Annotated in this window: 11 protein-coding genes and 1 pseudogene; 2 read left to right on the top strand and 10 right to left on the bottom strand. The window is 64.8% G+C overall.

Annotation, left to right across the window (positions count from 1 at the left end; genetic code table 11):
- Window positions 1-52 precede the first annotated feature (52 nt).
- From B2V17_RS02905 to B2V17_RS02880, 6 genes and pseudogenes are all read right to left on the bottom strand, one after another.
- Window positions 53-1420 carry a cryptochrome/photolyase family protein gene (locus tag B2V17_RS02905; protein WP_292995018.1) on the bottom strand — a complete coding sequence of 456 codons (1368 nt, stop codon included), beginning with the start codon at window positions 1418-1420 and terminating at the stop codon, window positions 53-55.
- Window positions 1420-2343 carry a metal-dependent hydrolase gene (locus tag B2V17_RS02900; protein WP_292995016.1) on the bottom strand — a complete coding sequence of 308 codons (924 nt, stop codon included), beginning with the start codon at window positions 2341-2343 and terminating at the stop codon, window positions 1420-1422. Before B2V17_RS02900 ends, B2V17_RS02905 begins: the two co-directional genes overlap by 1 nt.
- An 81-nt stretch (window positions 2344-2424) precedes the next feature.
- Window positions 2425-2739 (bottom strand): annotated as a pseudogene (locus tag B2V17_RS02895) (GxxExxY protein).
- Between the two features lie 106 nt (window positions 2740-2845).
- Window positions 2846-3883 (bottom strand): 2-oxoacid:ferredoxin oxidoreductase subunit beta, encoded by a 1038-nt coding sequence (locus tag B2V17_RS02890; RefSeq protein WP_292995014.1) that lies wholly within the window; start codon window positions 3881-3883, stop codon window positions 2846-2848.
- Entirely contained in the window at window positions 3880-4296 is a 417-nt protein-coding gene (locus B2V17_RS02885) for a hypothetical protein (protein WP_292995012.1), read from the bottom strand. Before B2V17_RS02885 ends, B2V17_RS02890 begins: the two co-directional genes overlap by 4 nt.
- A 127-nt stretch (window positions 4297-4423) precedes the next feature.
- Window positions 4424-6295, bottom strand: coding sequence for a 2-oxoacid:acceptor oxidoreductase subunit alpha (locus B2V17_RS02880; RefSeq protein ID WP_292995010.1), 1872 nt, complete (start codon window positions 6293-6295; stop codon window positions 4424-4426).
- Window positions 6296-6480: 185 nt separating this feature from the next.
- On the opposite strand from B2V17_RS02880, the gene B2V17_RS02875 reads away from it, so the two are divergent.
- Window positions 6481-7419: an alpha/beta hydrolase gene (locus B2V17_RS02875; protein WP_292995008.1), complete on the top strand. Its 939-nt coding sequence runs from the start codon at window positions 6481-6483 to the stop codon at window positions 7417-7419.
- Window positions 7420-7697: 278 nt separating this feature from the next.
- Entirely contained in the window at window positions 7698-8198 is a 501-nt protein-coding gene (locus B2V17_RS02870) for an RNA pyrophosphohydrolase (protein WP_292995006.1), read from the top strand.
- Window positions 8199-8225: 27 nt separating this feature from the next.
- Here the strand turns inward: B2V17_RS02870 and B2V17_RS02865 are convergent, their stop codons facing one another.
- The 4 genes from B2V17_RS02865 to B2V17_RS02850 form a co-directional block, all read right to left on the bottom strand.
- Window positions 8226-8735, bottom strand: coding sequence for a tetratricopeptide repeat protein (locus B2V17_RS02865; RefSeq protein WP_292995004.1), 510 nt, complete (start codon window positions 8733-8735; stop codon window positions 8226-8228).
- Window positions 8736-8773: 38 nt separating this feature from the next.
- Window positions 8774-9952, bottom strand: coding sequence for an RsmB/NOP family class I SAM-dependent RNA methyltransferase (locus B2V17_RS02860; RefSeq protein ID WP_292995002.1), 1179 nt, complete (start codon window positions 9950-9952; stop codon window positions 8774-8776).
- Complete coding sequence (guaB, locus tag B2V17_RS02855; protein ID WP_292995000.1) at window positions 9949-11403, bottom strand: IMP dehydrogenase; 1455 nt, start codon at window positions 11401-11403, stop codon at window positions 9949-9951. Before guaB ends, B2V17_RS02860 begins: the two co-directional genes overlap by 4 nt.
- An 87-nt stretch (window positions 11404-11490) precedes the next feature.
- Window positions 11491-12984 carry a M28 family metallopeptidase gene (locus B2V17_RS02850; RefSeq protein WP_292994998.1) on the bottom strand — a complete coding sequence of 498 codons (1494 nt, stop codon included), beginning with the start codon at window positions 12982-12984 and terminating at the stop codon, window positions 11491-11493.
- Window positions 12985-12997 lie beyond the last annotated feature (13 nt).

Raw genomic sequence — 12997 nt, 5'->3', positions numbered from 1 at the left:
AATCCGCGTGTCGGTGGTTCGAATCCGCCTCCGGGCACCACGCCCCTCCCCTTCAGCCTTTGAGTGCCTGCCAGGCCGCCAGCGCGCGCGCGCGGCCCTCGGCATGCTCGATCAGCTTGCGCGGATAGCCCCGCACCGGCAGCGGCGGATCGTGGATCGCGGCCTCGGGCAGGTGCGCCAGTTCGGGCACCCAGCGGCGGATATATTCGGCCGCATCGAACTTGTCTGATTGGCCAAGCGGCGCCATGATCCGGACGAACATGTTGGCGTCCACCCCGGTCCCCGCACTCCACTGCCAGTTGACCGCGTTCTGGCCGTAGTCGGCATCCAGCAGCGTATCCCAGAACCATTGCTCGCCGCGCCGCCAGTCGATCAGCAGGTGCTTGATCAGAAAGCTCGCGGCGATCATCCGGACCCGGTTGTGCATCCAGCCGCTGTGCCACAGCTGGCGCATTCCGGCATCGACGATCGGATAGCCGGTGCGGCCCTGCTGCCAAGCGGCAAGGTCGGCCTCAGCCTCTGGCCCTTCGCGCCAGGCCAGCTGGTCAAATTCTGCCTTGGCGTTGCGGGCGCCATAGTCCGGCAATTGCAGGATCACGTTCTGGGCATAATCACGCCAGCCAAGTTCGCCGAGAAAGGTGCCGGTCGATCCGCCCAGCGCGGCGGTCCGGTGCCAAGTCGTCGCGGGCGAGATCTCTCCGAAAGCTAGATGAGGCGACAGCCGCGAAGTGCCCTCGACCGCCGGGAAATTGCGCCGCGCCTGATATTTGGGCGCGCAGGCCAGAAACGTGTCCAGCCGTTCGAATGCGCCCTCCTCACCCGGGGCCCATTCCTCACGAAATCCCCCGGCCCAGTCGGGGCTGGTGGGGAGCAGGTTCCAGCTATCGAGGCTGTCGCTGTCCGGCCAGGTCGCCGGAGCCGGAATTCGCGCGGGTGCCGGCAGTGGCTGCGGCGGCGGCAGGCGTTCCTGCAGCGCGCGCCAGAACGGCGTGTAGATCTTGTAGGGCGTGCCTGCCCCGCTCAGCACCGTGCCCGGCGGCGCGAGGTAATTGCCGTGGTGCAGGTGCAGCGTCAGCCGCTTCGCCACCGCGCGCTCGGCGTTGCGCCACCATGGCTCGTAATGGTGCAGCGCATGGACTTCTCGCGCGCCACATTCCGCCGCCAGCGCGGCAAGCACTTCGTCGCTCTTGCCCCGGCGCAGGATCAGGCGCGAGCCCTTGGCCCGCAGCGCCGCGTCCAGTGCCGCAAGCGAATGATGCAGCCACCACCGGCTCGCCCCGCCCATCCGGCGGTGCGCGGCGGTATCGTCGTCGAGGACATAGACCGGCAGCACCGGCCCGGCGGCGCAGGCAGCCACCAGCGCGGCATGGTCGGCCAGCCACAGATCGCGGCGCAGCCAGACAATCGAGGTTTGGGCCATCAGCGCGGGTTCAAGAGATAGGTAAAATTGTCACGCGCCGGGCTATCGGCGAAGCGCTGGTCCTTCAACAAGATGCCCTTTGGTCCGGGTTGGGCCAGCGGCATACGGCTCCAGAACAGGAAGGCCTGCGCGGCCGGATCGTCCTTGGCCCAGGCCGCCACGCGCGGATCGGGCCAGTTGGTCTTGCGGATCACCCGGGGATAACGCAGGCACGCGTTGAGATTGCAGGAAATCGTGCCGTAAAAGCCATCGTCCGAGCGCCACAGCACGTCGCGGCGCCAGAAGGCGATCGGCACGGCATTGGCCACCACCATCTCGGCATCGGGCTCAAGCCGGCGCACCGTTTCCTCTGCCGTGCGGCTGATCACCATGTTGATCCCGACATAACTGGCCATCACCGCCAGTGCGATCTGCGCAGGCGCAGCCCAGTTGGTCTGCCCGGCCCGCTCACGCCGCAGCGAACGCCACAGGCCGATGCCCAGCGCGATCAGGATCCACAGGTCGATGATGAAAAGCGTATCGCCATAGAACCACTGGTGCGAAAACGGCTCGAGCAGGCGAATGCCGTAATTGTTGAACCAGTCGAACAGCGGATGGCTCAGCGTGCCGATGTAGCACAGTGCCAGCAGCCATTTGAAATCGACCGGCAGGCGCCCCTCCGGCCGCTTGCCGCGCCCGGCCTGCCAGTGATCGAACCACCACAGCACCCCCGCGAGCAGCAGAGGGAGCAGTACCAGCGCGATCGGCCCATGGGAAATCCCGCGCCGCATCGCCAGGCTCTCGATCCCGTAGACCACGCAGCCGGCGTCGATATCGGGCAGGTTTGCCGCAATGATGAGTGCCGGCATGGCCAGCCCGGTCTTACGCTTGAGCCCCGCCTGCCCAAGTGCGGCGCCAATCAGGGAATGGGTGAGGTTGTCCATGGTTCATACCGCTGGCAGTTGCGAAGGTCCGGCGCAAGTGACGGTTTCGCACGCCAAGACGCCAAGATGTTGCGCATTGGTTTATCGATCCTGAAAATCGTTGGCGATGCGTTGCACGCCAAGTTTATAGCTGGCCAGACCAAAGTTTATTAGCAAGCCAAGTGGCAACTTCATCAAACGCAAATAGGTCAAGACCTGCTTGGCATGGACCGGGGCAGGACGCTCAACGGATTTGAGCTCAATCAGCAGCTTGCGTTCGACGACCAGATCCGCTTGGAACGGAACCTCGATTCAGGCGCCTTTGAAAATCAATGGAACGGCAACTTGCCGTTCTACAAAACATCCAGCTTCGCGAAGACTGGCAAACATCATGGCTTCATAGGCAGACTCAAGCATGCCCGGCCCAAAATCCCGATGAATTTCAAAACCGCAATGCACCGCTATGCGGGCAAGGCGGTCAATTTCGTCATGGGCCAACATCTTGGCGTCTTGGCGTGCGAACCTACAACTCCGGCCCGCCTTCGCTGACTGTCCAGGTCTGGCCCTTGGCGAGCAGGCGGGCGAGGTCGGTGTTCTTGCCTTCGCGCATCTTGGCGTCCTGGCCCAGCACCGCGTCCTCGTAGGTCGGGCGGGGATCGTCGTAGATCACGCCCAGCGCCATCGGGAACGGCCCGAACGGCATTTCGACCAGCATGTGCGCGATTGAGCGGTTGGTGACGTCGTGGACGATCACCCCCGCCGCCTGCCAATCGCCATCGACCACATCGACCACCTTGAGCGTCAGCTTCTCGGCATCGAGCGCGATTCCTTGCGTTCCCTTCGCGAAGACCATCGGCTCGCCGTTCTGGAGCCAGAGCTGGCGATCCTCGGCGCCCTTGGGGGCGGCGAAGTCTTCGAACACGTCTTTGTTGTAGACGATGCAGTTCTGGAAGATCTCGACAAAGGCCGCGCCGCGGTGGGCGTGGGCAGCCTTGAGCACGTCGGTCAGGTTCTTCGAGACGTCGAACCCGCGGGCGATGAACCGCGCACCAGCGCCCAGCGCGAAGGCGCAGGGCAGCGCCGGCCGGTCGACCGAGCCCAGCGGCGTGGTCGGACTGGTGGTGCCCTGGCGGCTGGTCGGCGAGTACTGGCCCTTGGTCAGGCCGTAGATCTCGTTGTTGAACAGCAGCACCTGGCAATTGAGGTTGCGGCGCAGCAGGTGCATCGTGTGGTTGCCGCCGATGCTCATTCCGTCGCCGTCGCCGGTGACCAGCCAGATATCGAGCTGCGGATTGGCCAGCTTGATCCCCGTCGCCACCGCCGGCGCGCGGCCGTGGATGGTGTGGAAGCCATAGCTCTCGACGTAGTAGGGAAAGCGGCTGGAGCAGCCGATCCCGCTGACGAACACGGTGTTCGCGGGATCCGCGCCCAGCTCTGGCAAGGTGCGCTGCACCGCCTTGAGGATCGCATAGTCCCCGCAGCCCGGGCACCAGCGGACCTCCTGGTCCGATTCCCAGTCCTTGAGGGTGGTTTCGTGACGGATGGGGGTCATGTCGTTCATGTGTTTGACCTAGATTTGAGATAACCGCGTGATGATGCAAAACCCACACCACCCAATCCAGCTATGTAGCCCCAGAAAAAAGTTGTGGAGGTACTGATGCCATCGACAACTTGCTGATAGGAAACCCAAAGCATTCCAGCAATGAGCAAGGTGACCACAAGATACTGTGCGAAAAGACCGAATTTGCCATTTCGGCTGGATTCAAGTTCGTCGTCTATTCGCTCGTGGTTCCAAGCAATTATGAAAAGCGACAAGCCCATCACAAAACCACATAATCCGGCAAAAACCAATGAGTCTGTTCTGTTACCAAAATGTTGGGCCACTGCAGCAACGGCGCACCAAGCAACGACGCGAAAAAAGAACCACCACATCTCGGATGTTACAAATGGTTGTTCATCGAAACGCGCCATCATCCGCCCTCCCCGTCACCCTGAACTTGTTTCAGGGTCCATCGTGCCGCACAGACCGGAGGGCTGATCGGCCAAATGGGTCCTGAAACAAGTTCAGGATGACGGTTGAAAGGAAAGGCGGCGTGGAGATTCACCCCAACGCCCCCTCAATCGCTTCCTCAATTTCGGCAATCGTGAACGGCTGGCCGCTCACCTTGTTGAGCGGCCTCGCATCGACCAGATACTGATCGCGCAGCACGGTCTTGAACTGGCCGGTGTTCATTTCGGGAACGAGGATATTCTCGTAACCCTTTAGCAAATCGCCCAGATTTTCCGGAAGCGGCCAGATGTGGCGGACGTGGATGTGGCTGACGTCCACGCCCTTGGCCCGCGCCCGGCGGACCGCCTGATGGATCGGGCCGAAGGTGCTGCCCCAGCCGACCACGGCAAGCTTGCCGGAGGTGCTGCCCAGCGCCACGTCCTGCGCCGGGATGCTGTTTGCCACGCCATCGACCTTGGCCTTGCGCGCGTCGGTCATCGCCTGGTGCGCCGCCGGGCTGTAATCGAGGTTGCCGGTGCCGGGGTTTTTCTCGATCCCGCCGATCCGGTGGGTCAGGCCCGGGGTGCCGGGCTTGATCCACGGCCGCGCGCCCTTTTCGTCGCGGGCATAGGGCAGCAGGGTGCCGTCGGGGCCGTTGCGTTCCTGCAGAAAGGTGACCGGGAAATCGGCGTAGCTGGCCGGATCGGGCACCAGCCACGGCTCGGCCGCGTTGGCGATGTAGCCGTCGGTCAGCAGGATCACCGGGGTCATGTATTGAGTCGCGATCCGGCAGGCCTCGATCGCGCAATCGAACGCGTCGCTGGGCGAGCGCGCCGAGATCACCGGGATCGGGGTATCGCCGTTGCGGCCATAGACCGCCTGGTAGAGGTCGCTCTGCTCGGTCTTGGTCGGAAGGCCCGTCGAAGGCCCGCCGCGCTGCGAGTTGACGATCACCAAGGGCAACTCGGTCATCACGGCAAGACCCATTGCTTCGCCCTTGAGCGCGATGCCGGGGCCCGACGAGGAGGTGACGCCGAGATGCCCGGCGTAAGATGCGCCGATCGCGGCGGCGATCGCAGCGATCTCATCCTCGGCCTGGAAGGTGGTGACGCCGAATTCCTTGAGCCCGACCAGATAGTGCAGGATCGAACTGGCCGGGGTGATCGGATAGCCGCCGAAGAACATCGGCAAGTGGGCGAGTTGCGCCCCTGCGACGAGGCCCAACGCGACCGCCTCGGCCCCAGTGATCGTCCGGTACAGCCCGGGCGCACTCTCCACCGCATCGATGTGCTGCTTGTGCAGCTGCCCGCCGAGTTCGGCGGTTTCGCCATAGGCGTGGCCGGCGTTGAGCGCGGCCACGTTCGCCTCGGCGAGGGTCGGGTTCTTCTTGAACTTGTTGTTGAGCCACTCGATCAGCGGCGCCCGGTCACGGTCGAACATCCACAACGCCAGGCCCAGCGTCCACATGTTCTTGCAGCGCAGCGCATCCTTGTTGCCGAGCCCGAACGGCTTGACCGCCTCAACCGTCAGCGCCGAGATATCGAAGGCCAGCACCTGCCACTTGGCGAGGCTGCCATCCTCGATCGGGCTGACCTCGTACTTGGCCTTTTCGAGGTTGCGCTTGGTGAACTCGCCTGTATCGGCGATGATCAGACCGCCGGGCTTGAGCGCGCCGACATTGGTCTTCAGCGCCGCCGGGTTCATCGCCACCAGCACGTCCGGGGCATCGCCAGCGGTGTCGATCTCGGTCGAGCCGAAGTTGATCTGGAACGCCGAGACGCCGAACAGCGTGCCCTGCGGCGCGCGGATCTCGGCCGGGAAATCCGGGAACGTGGCAAAGTCGTTGCCCGCCAATGCGCTCGACAGGGTGAACTGGCCACCCGTCAGCTGCATGCCATCGCCCGAGTCCCCCGCAAAGCGGACGACTACGGCTTCGGGACTGTTCTTGACGAGATTTTCGGGTTCGGCGGTTTGCGTAGCCATCTGGTATCCTTGTCAGGCGGACCAAGCGCCCTCTTCACGGCGCGCCCTAGTCCCCTCCCCGCTTGCCGCGCAACCAAGAAAAACTGTGCTGCGGGCAATTGGAACAAGAGGCCTGCCAAGGCGGCTAGTCAAGTGGCATTCCGCAATTTAACCTCGCGATTAAACAGCCAAGAGAGGATTTCCCGATGAGCGATTCGCCGCCCCTGATCCGTGAAGACGTCCAGGGCTTCCTCGCCATGGTCAACAGCTTGCCCGCGCCCGAGCGGCTTGACCCGGCCGAACAGCGCGCCGGATACCTTGGGCTCAAGGCGATGACCGATGCCGACGCACGCGAAATGGCAGTGATCAAGGATCTGACCTGCCCCGGACCGGCGGGTGACATTCCAGTACGCTTTTACGACGTGCGGGATGAGCGGGACCCATCCCCTGTGGTGCTGTTCTTCCACGGCGGCGGCTTCGTGATCGGCGATCTCGATACCCACAATTCACTCTGCACCGAACTTTCAGCTGAGCTCGACCTGCCGGTGCTGGCGGTCGATTACCGGATGGCGCCCGAAGCCCCCTTCCCCGCCGCCCCGGACGATTGCGAAGCGGCGGCGCGCTGGCTCGCCGGGAGCCCGGCCGAGCTTGGCCGCAAGGTTACCGGGCTAGTCACCATCGGCGGCAGCGCCGGGGGCAATCTGGCCACGGTCACCGCCCGTGCGCTGATCGACAAGCCGGCCGGTGCCCCAATGCTACTGCAAGTAATGCTCTATCCGGCCACGGACGAATCACAGGACGGATCGATGGAACGTTTCGCCGAAGGGCACTTGCTGACCAAGGTGGCGATGGACTGGTTCTATTCGCTCTACCTCCCGAAAAGCGGCGATCCGCGCGCGTTTCCGCTGCATGCCGAGGCCAAGGGCATGTGCCCCTCGATCGTAGCAACGGCGGGGCTTGATCCGCTGCAGGATCAGGGCCGCCGGATCGCGGCCAAGCTGGTCGATGCCGGGGTCGATACGACCTACCTCCACATCGCCGGGATGACTCACGACTTTTCCACCACTCGCAAGGCGCTGCCCAGCGCGGCGGCGGCCACCGCCAAGGTGATTGCGGCGATGAAGTTGATGTTGATGAAGGTTTGAGGCTTACAGGCTGAAGAAAGAAGGGGTTCACGCAGAGACGCAGAGAAGAAAAGTGAGGCGCAGAGATGTTGTTCTGAGCCGAAGGCTCATTCTGCAAATTCCTGCAGTGCGTTTGCCGCTGGCAAGGAACGAGAGACGGCTGCGCCGGTAGCGCTCGCCCTCTGCGCCTCCACTTCATTCTCTGCGCCTCTGCGTGAACCCCCTTTTCTTCGCAAATCTCCGGACCCCACAAACGTTTGGGTTTCACAGACAGACCAATCCGCTCTAGAGGCAGCCCGATGAGCGATCCCTTTGCCAACCTTCCCTATCGTCCCTGCGTCGGCATCATGCTGGTCAATGCGGCTGGTGAGGCCTTTGTCGGCCGCCGGATCGACACGCGCGGCCAGCCGGCAGAAGGCGGCGATTTCTGGCAGATGCCGCAAGGCGGGATCGATGAAGGCGAAGACCTGCGCGATGCCGCCCTGCGCGAGCTGTGGGAGGAAACCGGCGTGGTGGAACGCCACGTCACCCTGCTCGCCCAGACTCGCGAGGAAGTACTTTACGACCTGCCCGATGACCTGATCGGCAAGCTGTGGAAGGGCCAGTATCGCGGCCAGCGCCAGCACTGGTTTCTCGCCCGCTTTTCCGGCGAGGACACCGACATCCACCTGGAGCGCCACGATCCGCCCGAGTTCGAAGAATGGAAATGGGTCGATCCGCTGCTGCTGCCAGAGCTGATAGTTCCGTTCAAGAAGCGCGTCTATCGCACTGTTCTGGAAGAGTTCAGGGATCTGATCTGAGCCTCCCCATTAGGGGGAGTTTGGTTGTCAATTCGCGCTAACCTCTGGCTTCGCCTCAACCTGCTCCGCCGTTACCACCTGCGGCGCCGGGCCGCGGCTGATGGCGGCGGCGAGCTGTTTGGCCGGGGCGCAGGTGGCATTGCCGCAGATCTGCTCAAGCCGGACCAGGTTGCGGCGGGCCTTTTCGACCGCGCCCTTTTCGACCAGCGCCTCGCCTTCGCCAGCGATCGCGTACTGGTTGTTGGGATCGAGCTTCAGTGCTTCGCGGTAATAGTGCAGCGCCTTGCCGTGCAGGCCCTGCTTGCGGGTCGCCTCGCCGAGGTTGAGGTAGATCGCGACGTGGCCCGGCTGGATTGCCAGCGCGCTTTCGAAGGCATCGACCGCTTCATCGGTGCGGCCTTCACCCAGCGCCTTGCGCCCTTCGGATACCAGCGCGGCGGCACGCGGATCGAGCGGTGCCGGCGGCGCGCTGTGCCCGGTGCTGGCGGTAACCGCAACCAGCAGCGCAAGCGCGAGGGCGGCGGGGGAATAACGCATGATCTGCTCCTTGAGCCTAGCCATTTGCCCCGGCTCTATCATGGCGAAACAAAACAGGCGATGAAAAAGCCGTCGGTCTGATCTGCCCTTGGGGACAGGCGCCAGCCCTGCCCGCGCGCAGTTCCGGCGGGCAAGTGCGGCAGTTCGGCGCGCCATCCGGGATGGCTGGTCAGGAAGTTCTCGGCCTGATCCGCCCCTTCGGCATCGAGCAGCGAACAGGTGACAAAGGTCACCCGCCCGCCCGGCCGGACCAGTGTCGCGGCCAGATCGAGTAGCCGCGCCTGGATCGCGGCATAGCGCACGATCTCCTGGGGCGAGAGCCGCCAGCGTGCTTCGGGATTGCGCCGCCAGGTGCCGGTCCCCGAACAGGGCGCATCGACCAGCACCGCGTCGACCCGGCCCGCCAGATCATCCAGCGCGGCAGCCTCCTGGCCCGGATTGAGCAACCGGACCCCGATCAGTCTGGCTCCGGCGCGCTCGGCCCGGGGTGCGAGGCGCGAAAGGCGGTTCCGGTCGGTATCGCAGGCGATCAGGCGGCCACGGTTTTCCATCGCCGCCGCGAGCGCGAGCGTTTTGCCCCCGGCCCCCGCGCAGAGATCGATCACGGTCTCACCCGGCTGCGCGGCGACGGCCAGACAGGCGATTTGCGAACCGCCATCCTGCACTTCGATCAGGCCGTTCTGATAGGCGTGCCACTGCTCGACCGCCGAACCGGACGGAAGCCGCAAGGCTTGCGGCGCGGCCAGCGGCTCGCCCCGCTCGGGCAGCTCGATCGAACCGCGATCGGCCTTGAGCGTGTTGACCCGGATATCGAGCGGCGCCCGGCCCAGCAGCGCATTGGCTTCATCCCCCGCGATCCCGCTGGCGGCGAGTTCGGCTTCCAGCCAGGCCGGAGCAATGCCGGCGGCCGCGACAGGCTCATCGGGCAGGACCGGCGCGGGGCCGTGGCCTTGCCCGTCGAAAAGCACATGGATCGCAACTTCCGTCTCGGCCAGCCGCAGTATCGCCGCGCGGCCGCTGACGGGGACATCGCCGCAAGCGCGGATCGCGCCATAGACCAGCTCGCGCACCGCGCGGCGATCCTTGCTGCCGGCAAAGCGGCGGGTCTTGAACCAGTCCGCCACGATCCGGTCCGCACTGGCCCCGCCGCCCTTGGCGGCAGCTATGACCAGATCGAGGATCTCGATTCCGGCCTGGACGCGGGCCTGCGGCGTCACAGCTTGTAGTTCGGCGCTTCCCGCGTGATCGTCACATCGTGGACGTGGCTCTCTTTCAGGCCCGCGCCGGTGATCCGCACGAACTGCGCATTGGTCCGCAGGTCATCGATCGTGGCGCTGCCGGTATAGCCCATCGCCGCCTTGATCCCGCCGACCAGCTGGTGGACCACGTCCTTGGCCGGACCCTTGTAGGGCACCTGGCCTTCGATCCCCTCGGGCACCAACTTCATCTGGTCCTTGATGTCCTGCTGGAAATAGCGATCGGCCGAGCCGCGCGCCATCGCCCCGACCGAGCCCATTCCGCGGTAGCTCTTGTAGGCCCGGCCCTGGAACAGGAAGGTCTCGCCCGGTGCTTCCTCGGTCCCGGCCAGCATCGAGCCAACCATGATCGTCGAGGCCCCGCCGGCCAGCGCCTTGGCGGCATCGCCGCTGGTCCGCAGCCCGCCATCGGCGATGATCGGCACGCCGCTGTCAGCGGCAGCGCGTGCGGCCTCCATGATCGCGGTAAGCTGCGGCACGCCGACCCCGGCGACCACGCGGGTGGTGCAGATCGAGCCCGGCCCGATCCCGACCTTGACCCCGTCGGCCCCGGCATCGATCAGCGCGCGGGTCGCTTCATAGGTCGCGACATTGCCGGCGATCACCTGGGCCGAATTGGAGATCTTCTTCACCCGTTCGACCGCGCGGGCGACGTCCTTGTTGTGGCCGTGGGCGGTATCGATGATCACCACGTCGCATTCGGCGGCAAGCAGAGCCTCGGTCCGTTCAAACCCCTTGTCACCCACCGTGGTCGCAGCGGCGACGCGCAGGCGCCCGGTCGCGTCCTTGGTCGCGTCGGGATAGGTGATTGCCTTTTCCATGTCCTTGACCGTGATCAGGCCGGTGCAGTGAAAGTTTCCATCGACCACCAGCAGCTTTTCGATCCGGCGGGCGTGGAGTAGGCGGCGAGCGTCTTCCTGAGTCACCCCGGAACCCACCGTGGCGAGATTCTCATGCGTCATCAGCTCGCGCACCGGCTGGAGTGGATTGTCGGCAAAGCGGACGTCGCGATTGGTCAGGATGCCGACCAGTTTGCCGCCCGATTCCACCACCGGAATGCCCGAGATGCGGTGCGTCTCCATCAGCGCGCGCGCTTCACCCAGGGTCGCGTCGGGGCCGATCGTGATCGGGTTGACCACCATGCCGCTTTCATAGCGCTTGACCGCGCGGACCGCGGCGACCTGTTCCTCGACGGTCAGATTGCGATGCAGCACCCCGATCCCGCCGAGCTGGGCCATGACGATCGCCATGTCGGCCTCGGTCACGGTGTCCATCGCCGAGGAGATAACCGGGATGTTGAGCCCGATCTCGCGGGTCAGCTGGGTGCGGGTATCGGCCATGGAGGGGAGAATGTCGGACTCGGCCGGCCGCAGCAGAACGTCGTCGTAAGTCAGGCCGAGAGGGATATCCATGGTGCCACATGCCTTGTCTGGGCGCCGGGGGCGCTGGTCGATTCGTGGCGGCCCATGTAACCGCAGGCCCCCGGATAAGCTAGTGGCCTAGTTGCGCGCGAAGGGGACCTTTTTCGGATCTCCGAACCAGCGCGCCAGCGCGATCAGGAATTCGACATCGTCAGCCGCCCCGCCCAGCTCGATCCCGCGGCTGACCTGGTCGCCCGGGCGGTGGTAATCGCTGTCCATGAACTTCTCCACCACCGCGATATCGGACCACGAGCTGGAGACCATCACCGCAGGGACATCGTGCTGCATCAGCGCCCAGCCATCCTGGCGGCGGACATAGGCATTGGCGGCATCGCCTTCGGCCAGCTTGCGCTTGTTGGCCTTGGCGACGGAGGCGATGTGCGGATCGAGCGGAGTCATCCCCTTGCCGACGATCGCGAAGGGACTTCCGGCCGGCGCCAAGGCAACGGTATCGATGTTGAAGGCGGCAACGATATTGCCCAGCGGCAGCGGCGGATTGTCGGCAAAGGCTTCAACCCCCAGAAAGCCGATCTCCTCGCCGGTGGTTGCCAGGAAATAGACGTCGCGATCAAGTTGCGGACCCTTGGCCAGCCGCCGCGCCACTTCGGTCAGGACGGCTACGCCGCTGGCATTGTCGACCGCGCCGTTGCAGATCAGGTCTTCGGCGGGAGTCTCCGCGCAGGTCCCGAAGTGGTCCCAGTGCGCCAGCAGCAGCACCGCGCCTAGTTCGGGGCGTTTGCCGGGCAGCTTGCCGATGATGTTGTGAGTCTTGATCCGGGTTTCGCGGGTGGTCGCTTCAAGCGAAACCGCGAGATCGAGCGGGCGTGGCGCAAAACCGGATGAAGCAGCCTCGGCTTGCAGCTTGGTCAGGTCGAGCCCTGCTCCGGCCATTACACCGTTCAAGGCTTCGGGGGTGATGAAGGCCTCCAGATCGCCGCCCAGCTTGTCGGTTGCGAGGGCATAGCCGGTGCGCATCCGCCGCGCGGTGACATTCTCCAGCGAGCGCTCGCCATCAAGCACCGTGATCACGCCCGAAGCGCCCTGCTTGATCAGCGCGTTCTGGCGATCGGAATTGTCCTTTCCGCCATCGAGCAACAGCGCCACCCGGCCGGCCAGTTCGGTCCGCGCCGGGACAACCTCGCCCTTGCCCACGAACAGCACCGGGGCATTTTCGACCAGCCCGCGCTTGCCTGAGGTGAGGACCAGTATCATTCCGGCGGGAAGGTAGAGCCGTTTGCCCTTGCGGGTGAAATAGGCCCGGCTGGCATCGGGATCACGGGCGATCAGGTTGACCGGGGCGAACCAGGGATGCGCCGGATCGTTGGTGCCCGATTGCAGGCCGATATCGAACCACTGCTTGCCGATATAGCGCAGAGTCTTCGCCTCGCCCTCGGTGCCGGGTTCCCGGCCTTCATAGGCATCGCTGGCCAGCTCGGTCACATGGGCGCGCAGCTGCGCCTCAAGCTCGGCCCGGACCTTGTTGGGTTTGGCGGCGGCGAGCGGCTGAATCGCCATGGTCGCCGCCAGCAGCAGCGCAATGGCTCGGTTCGTCGCTTGCCAAAAACGCTTCATCGCCGCACTATCA

Source organism: Novosphingobium sp. UBA6272 (assembly GCF_002440635.1).
In the GTDB taxonomy this organism is placed as follows: domain Bacteria; phylum Pseudomonadota; class Alphaproteobacteria; order Sphingomonadales; family Sphingomonadaceae; genus Novosphingobium.
Note: the sequence above shows the minus strand (reverse complement) of the source record. Positions and strands in the feature narration are given on the sequence as shown.

What these genes read in the sequence shown, in the direction of transcription:
- B2V17_RS02880 (WP_292995010.1), bottom strand. Translation starts at nt 6,295, where the DNA reads ATGGCTACGCAAACCGCCGAACCCGAAAATCTCGTCAAGAACAGTCCC.
- B2V17_RS02875 (WP_292995008.1), top strand. Translation starts at nt 6,481, where the DNA reads ATGAGCGATTCGCCGCCCCTGATCCGTGAAGACGTCCAGGGCTTCCTC.
- B2V17_RS02865 (WP_292995004.1), bottom strand. Translation starts at nt 8,735, where the DNA reads ATGCGTTATTCCCCCGCCGCCCTCGCGCTTGCGCTGCTGGTTGCGGTT.
- B2V17_RS02905 (WP_292995018.1), bottom strand. Translation starts at nt 1,420, where the DNA reads ATGGCCCAAACCTCGATTGTCTGGCTGCGCCGCGATCTGTGGCTGGCC.
- B2V17_RS02850 (WP_292994998.1), bottom strand. Translation starts at nt 12,984, where the DNA reads ATGAAGCGTTTTTGGCAAGCGACGAACCGAGCCATTGCGCTGCTGCTG.
- guaB (WP_292995000.1), bottom strand. Translation starts at nt 11,403, where the DNA reads ATGGATATCCCTCTCGGCCTGACTTACGACGACGTTCTGCTGCGGCCG.
- B2V17_RS02900 (WP_292995016.1), bottom strand. Translation starts at nt 2,343, where the DNA reads ATGGACAACCTCACCCATTCCCTGATTGGCGCCGCACTTGGGCAGGCG.
- B2V17_RS02890 (WP_292995014.1), bottom strand. Translation starts at nt 3,883, where the DNA reads ATGAACGACATGACCCCCATCCGTCACGAAACCACCCTCAAGGACTGG.
- B2V17_RS02885 (WP_292995012.1), bottom strand. Translation starts at nt 4,296, where the DNA reads ATGATGGCGCGTTTCGATGAACAACCATTTGTAACATCCGAGATGTGG.
- B2V17_RS02870 (WP_292995006.1), top strand. Translation starts at nt 7,698, where the DNA reads ATGAGCGATCCCTTTGCCAACCTTCCCTATCGTCCCTGCGTCGGCATC.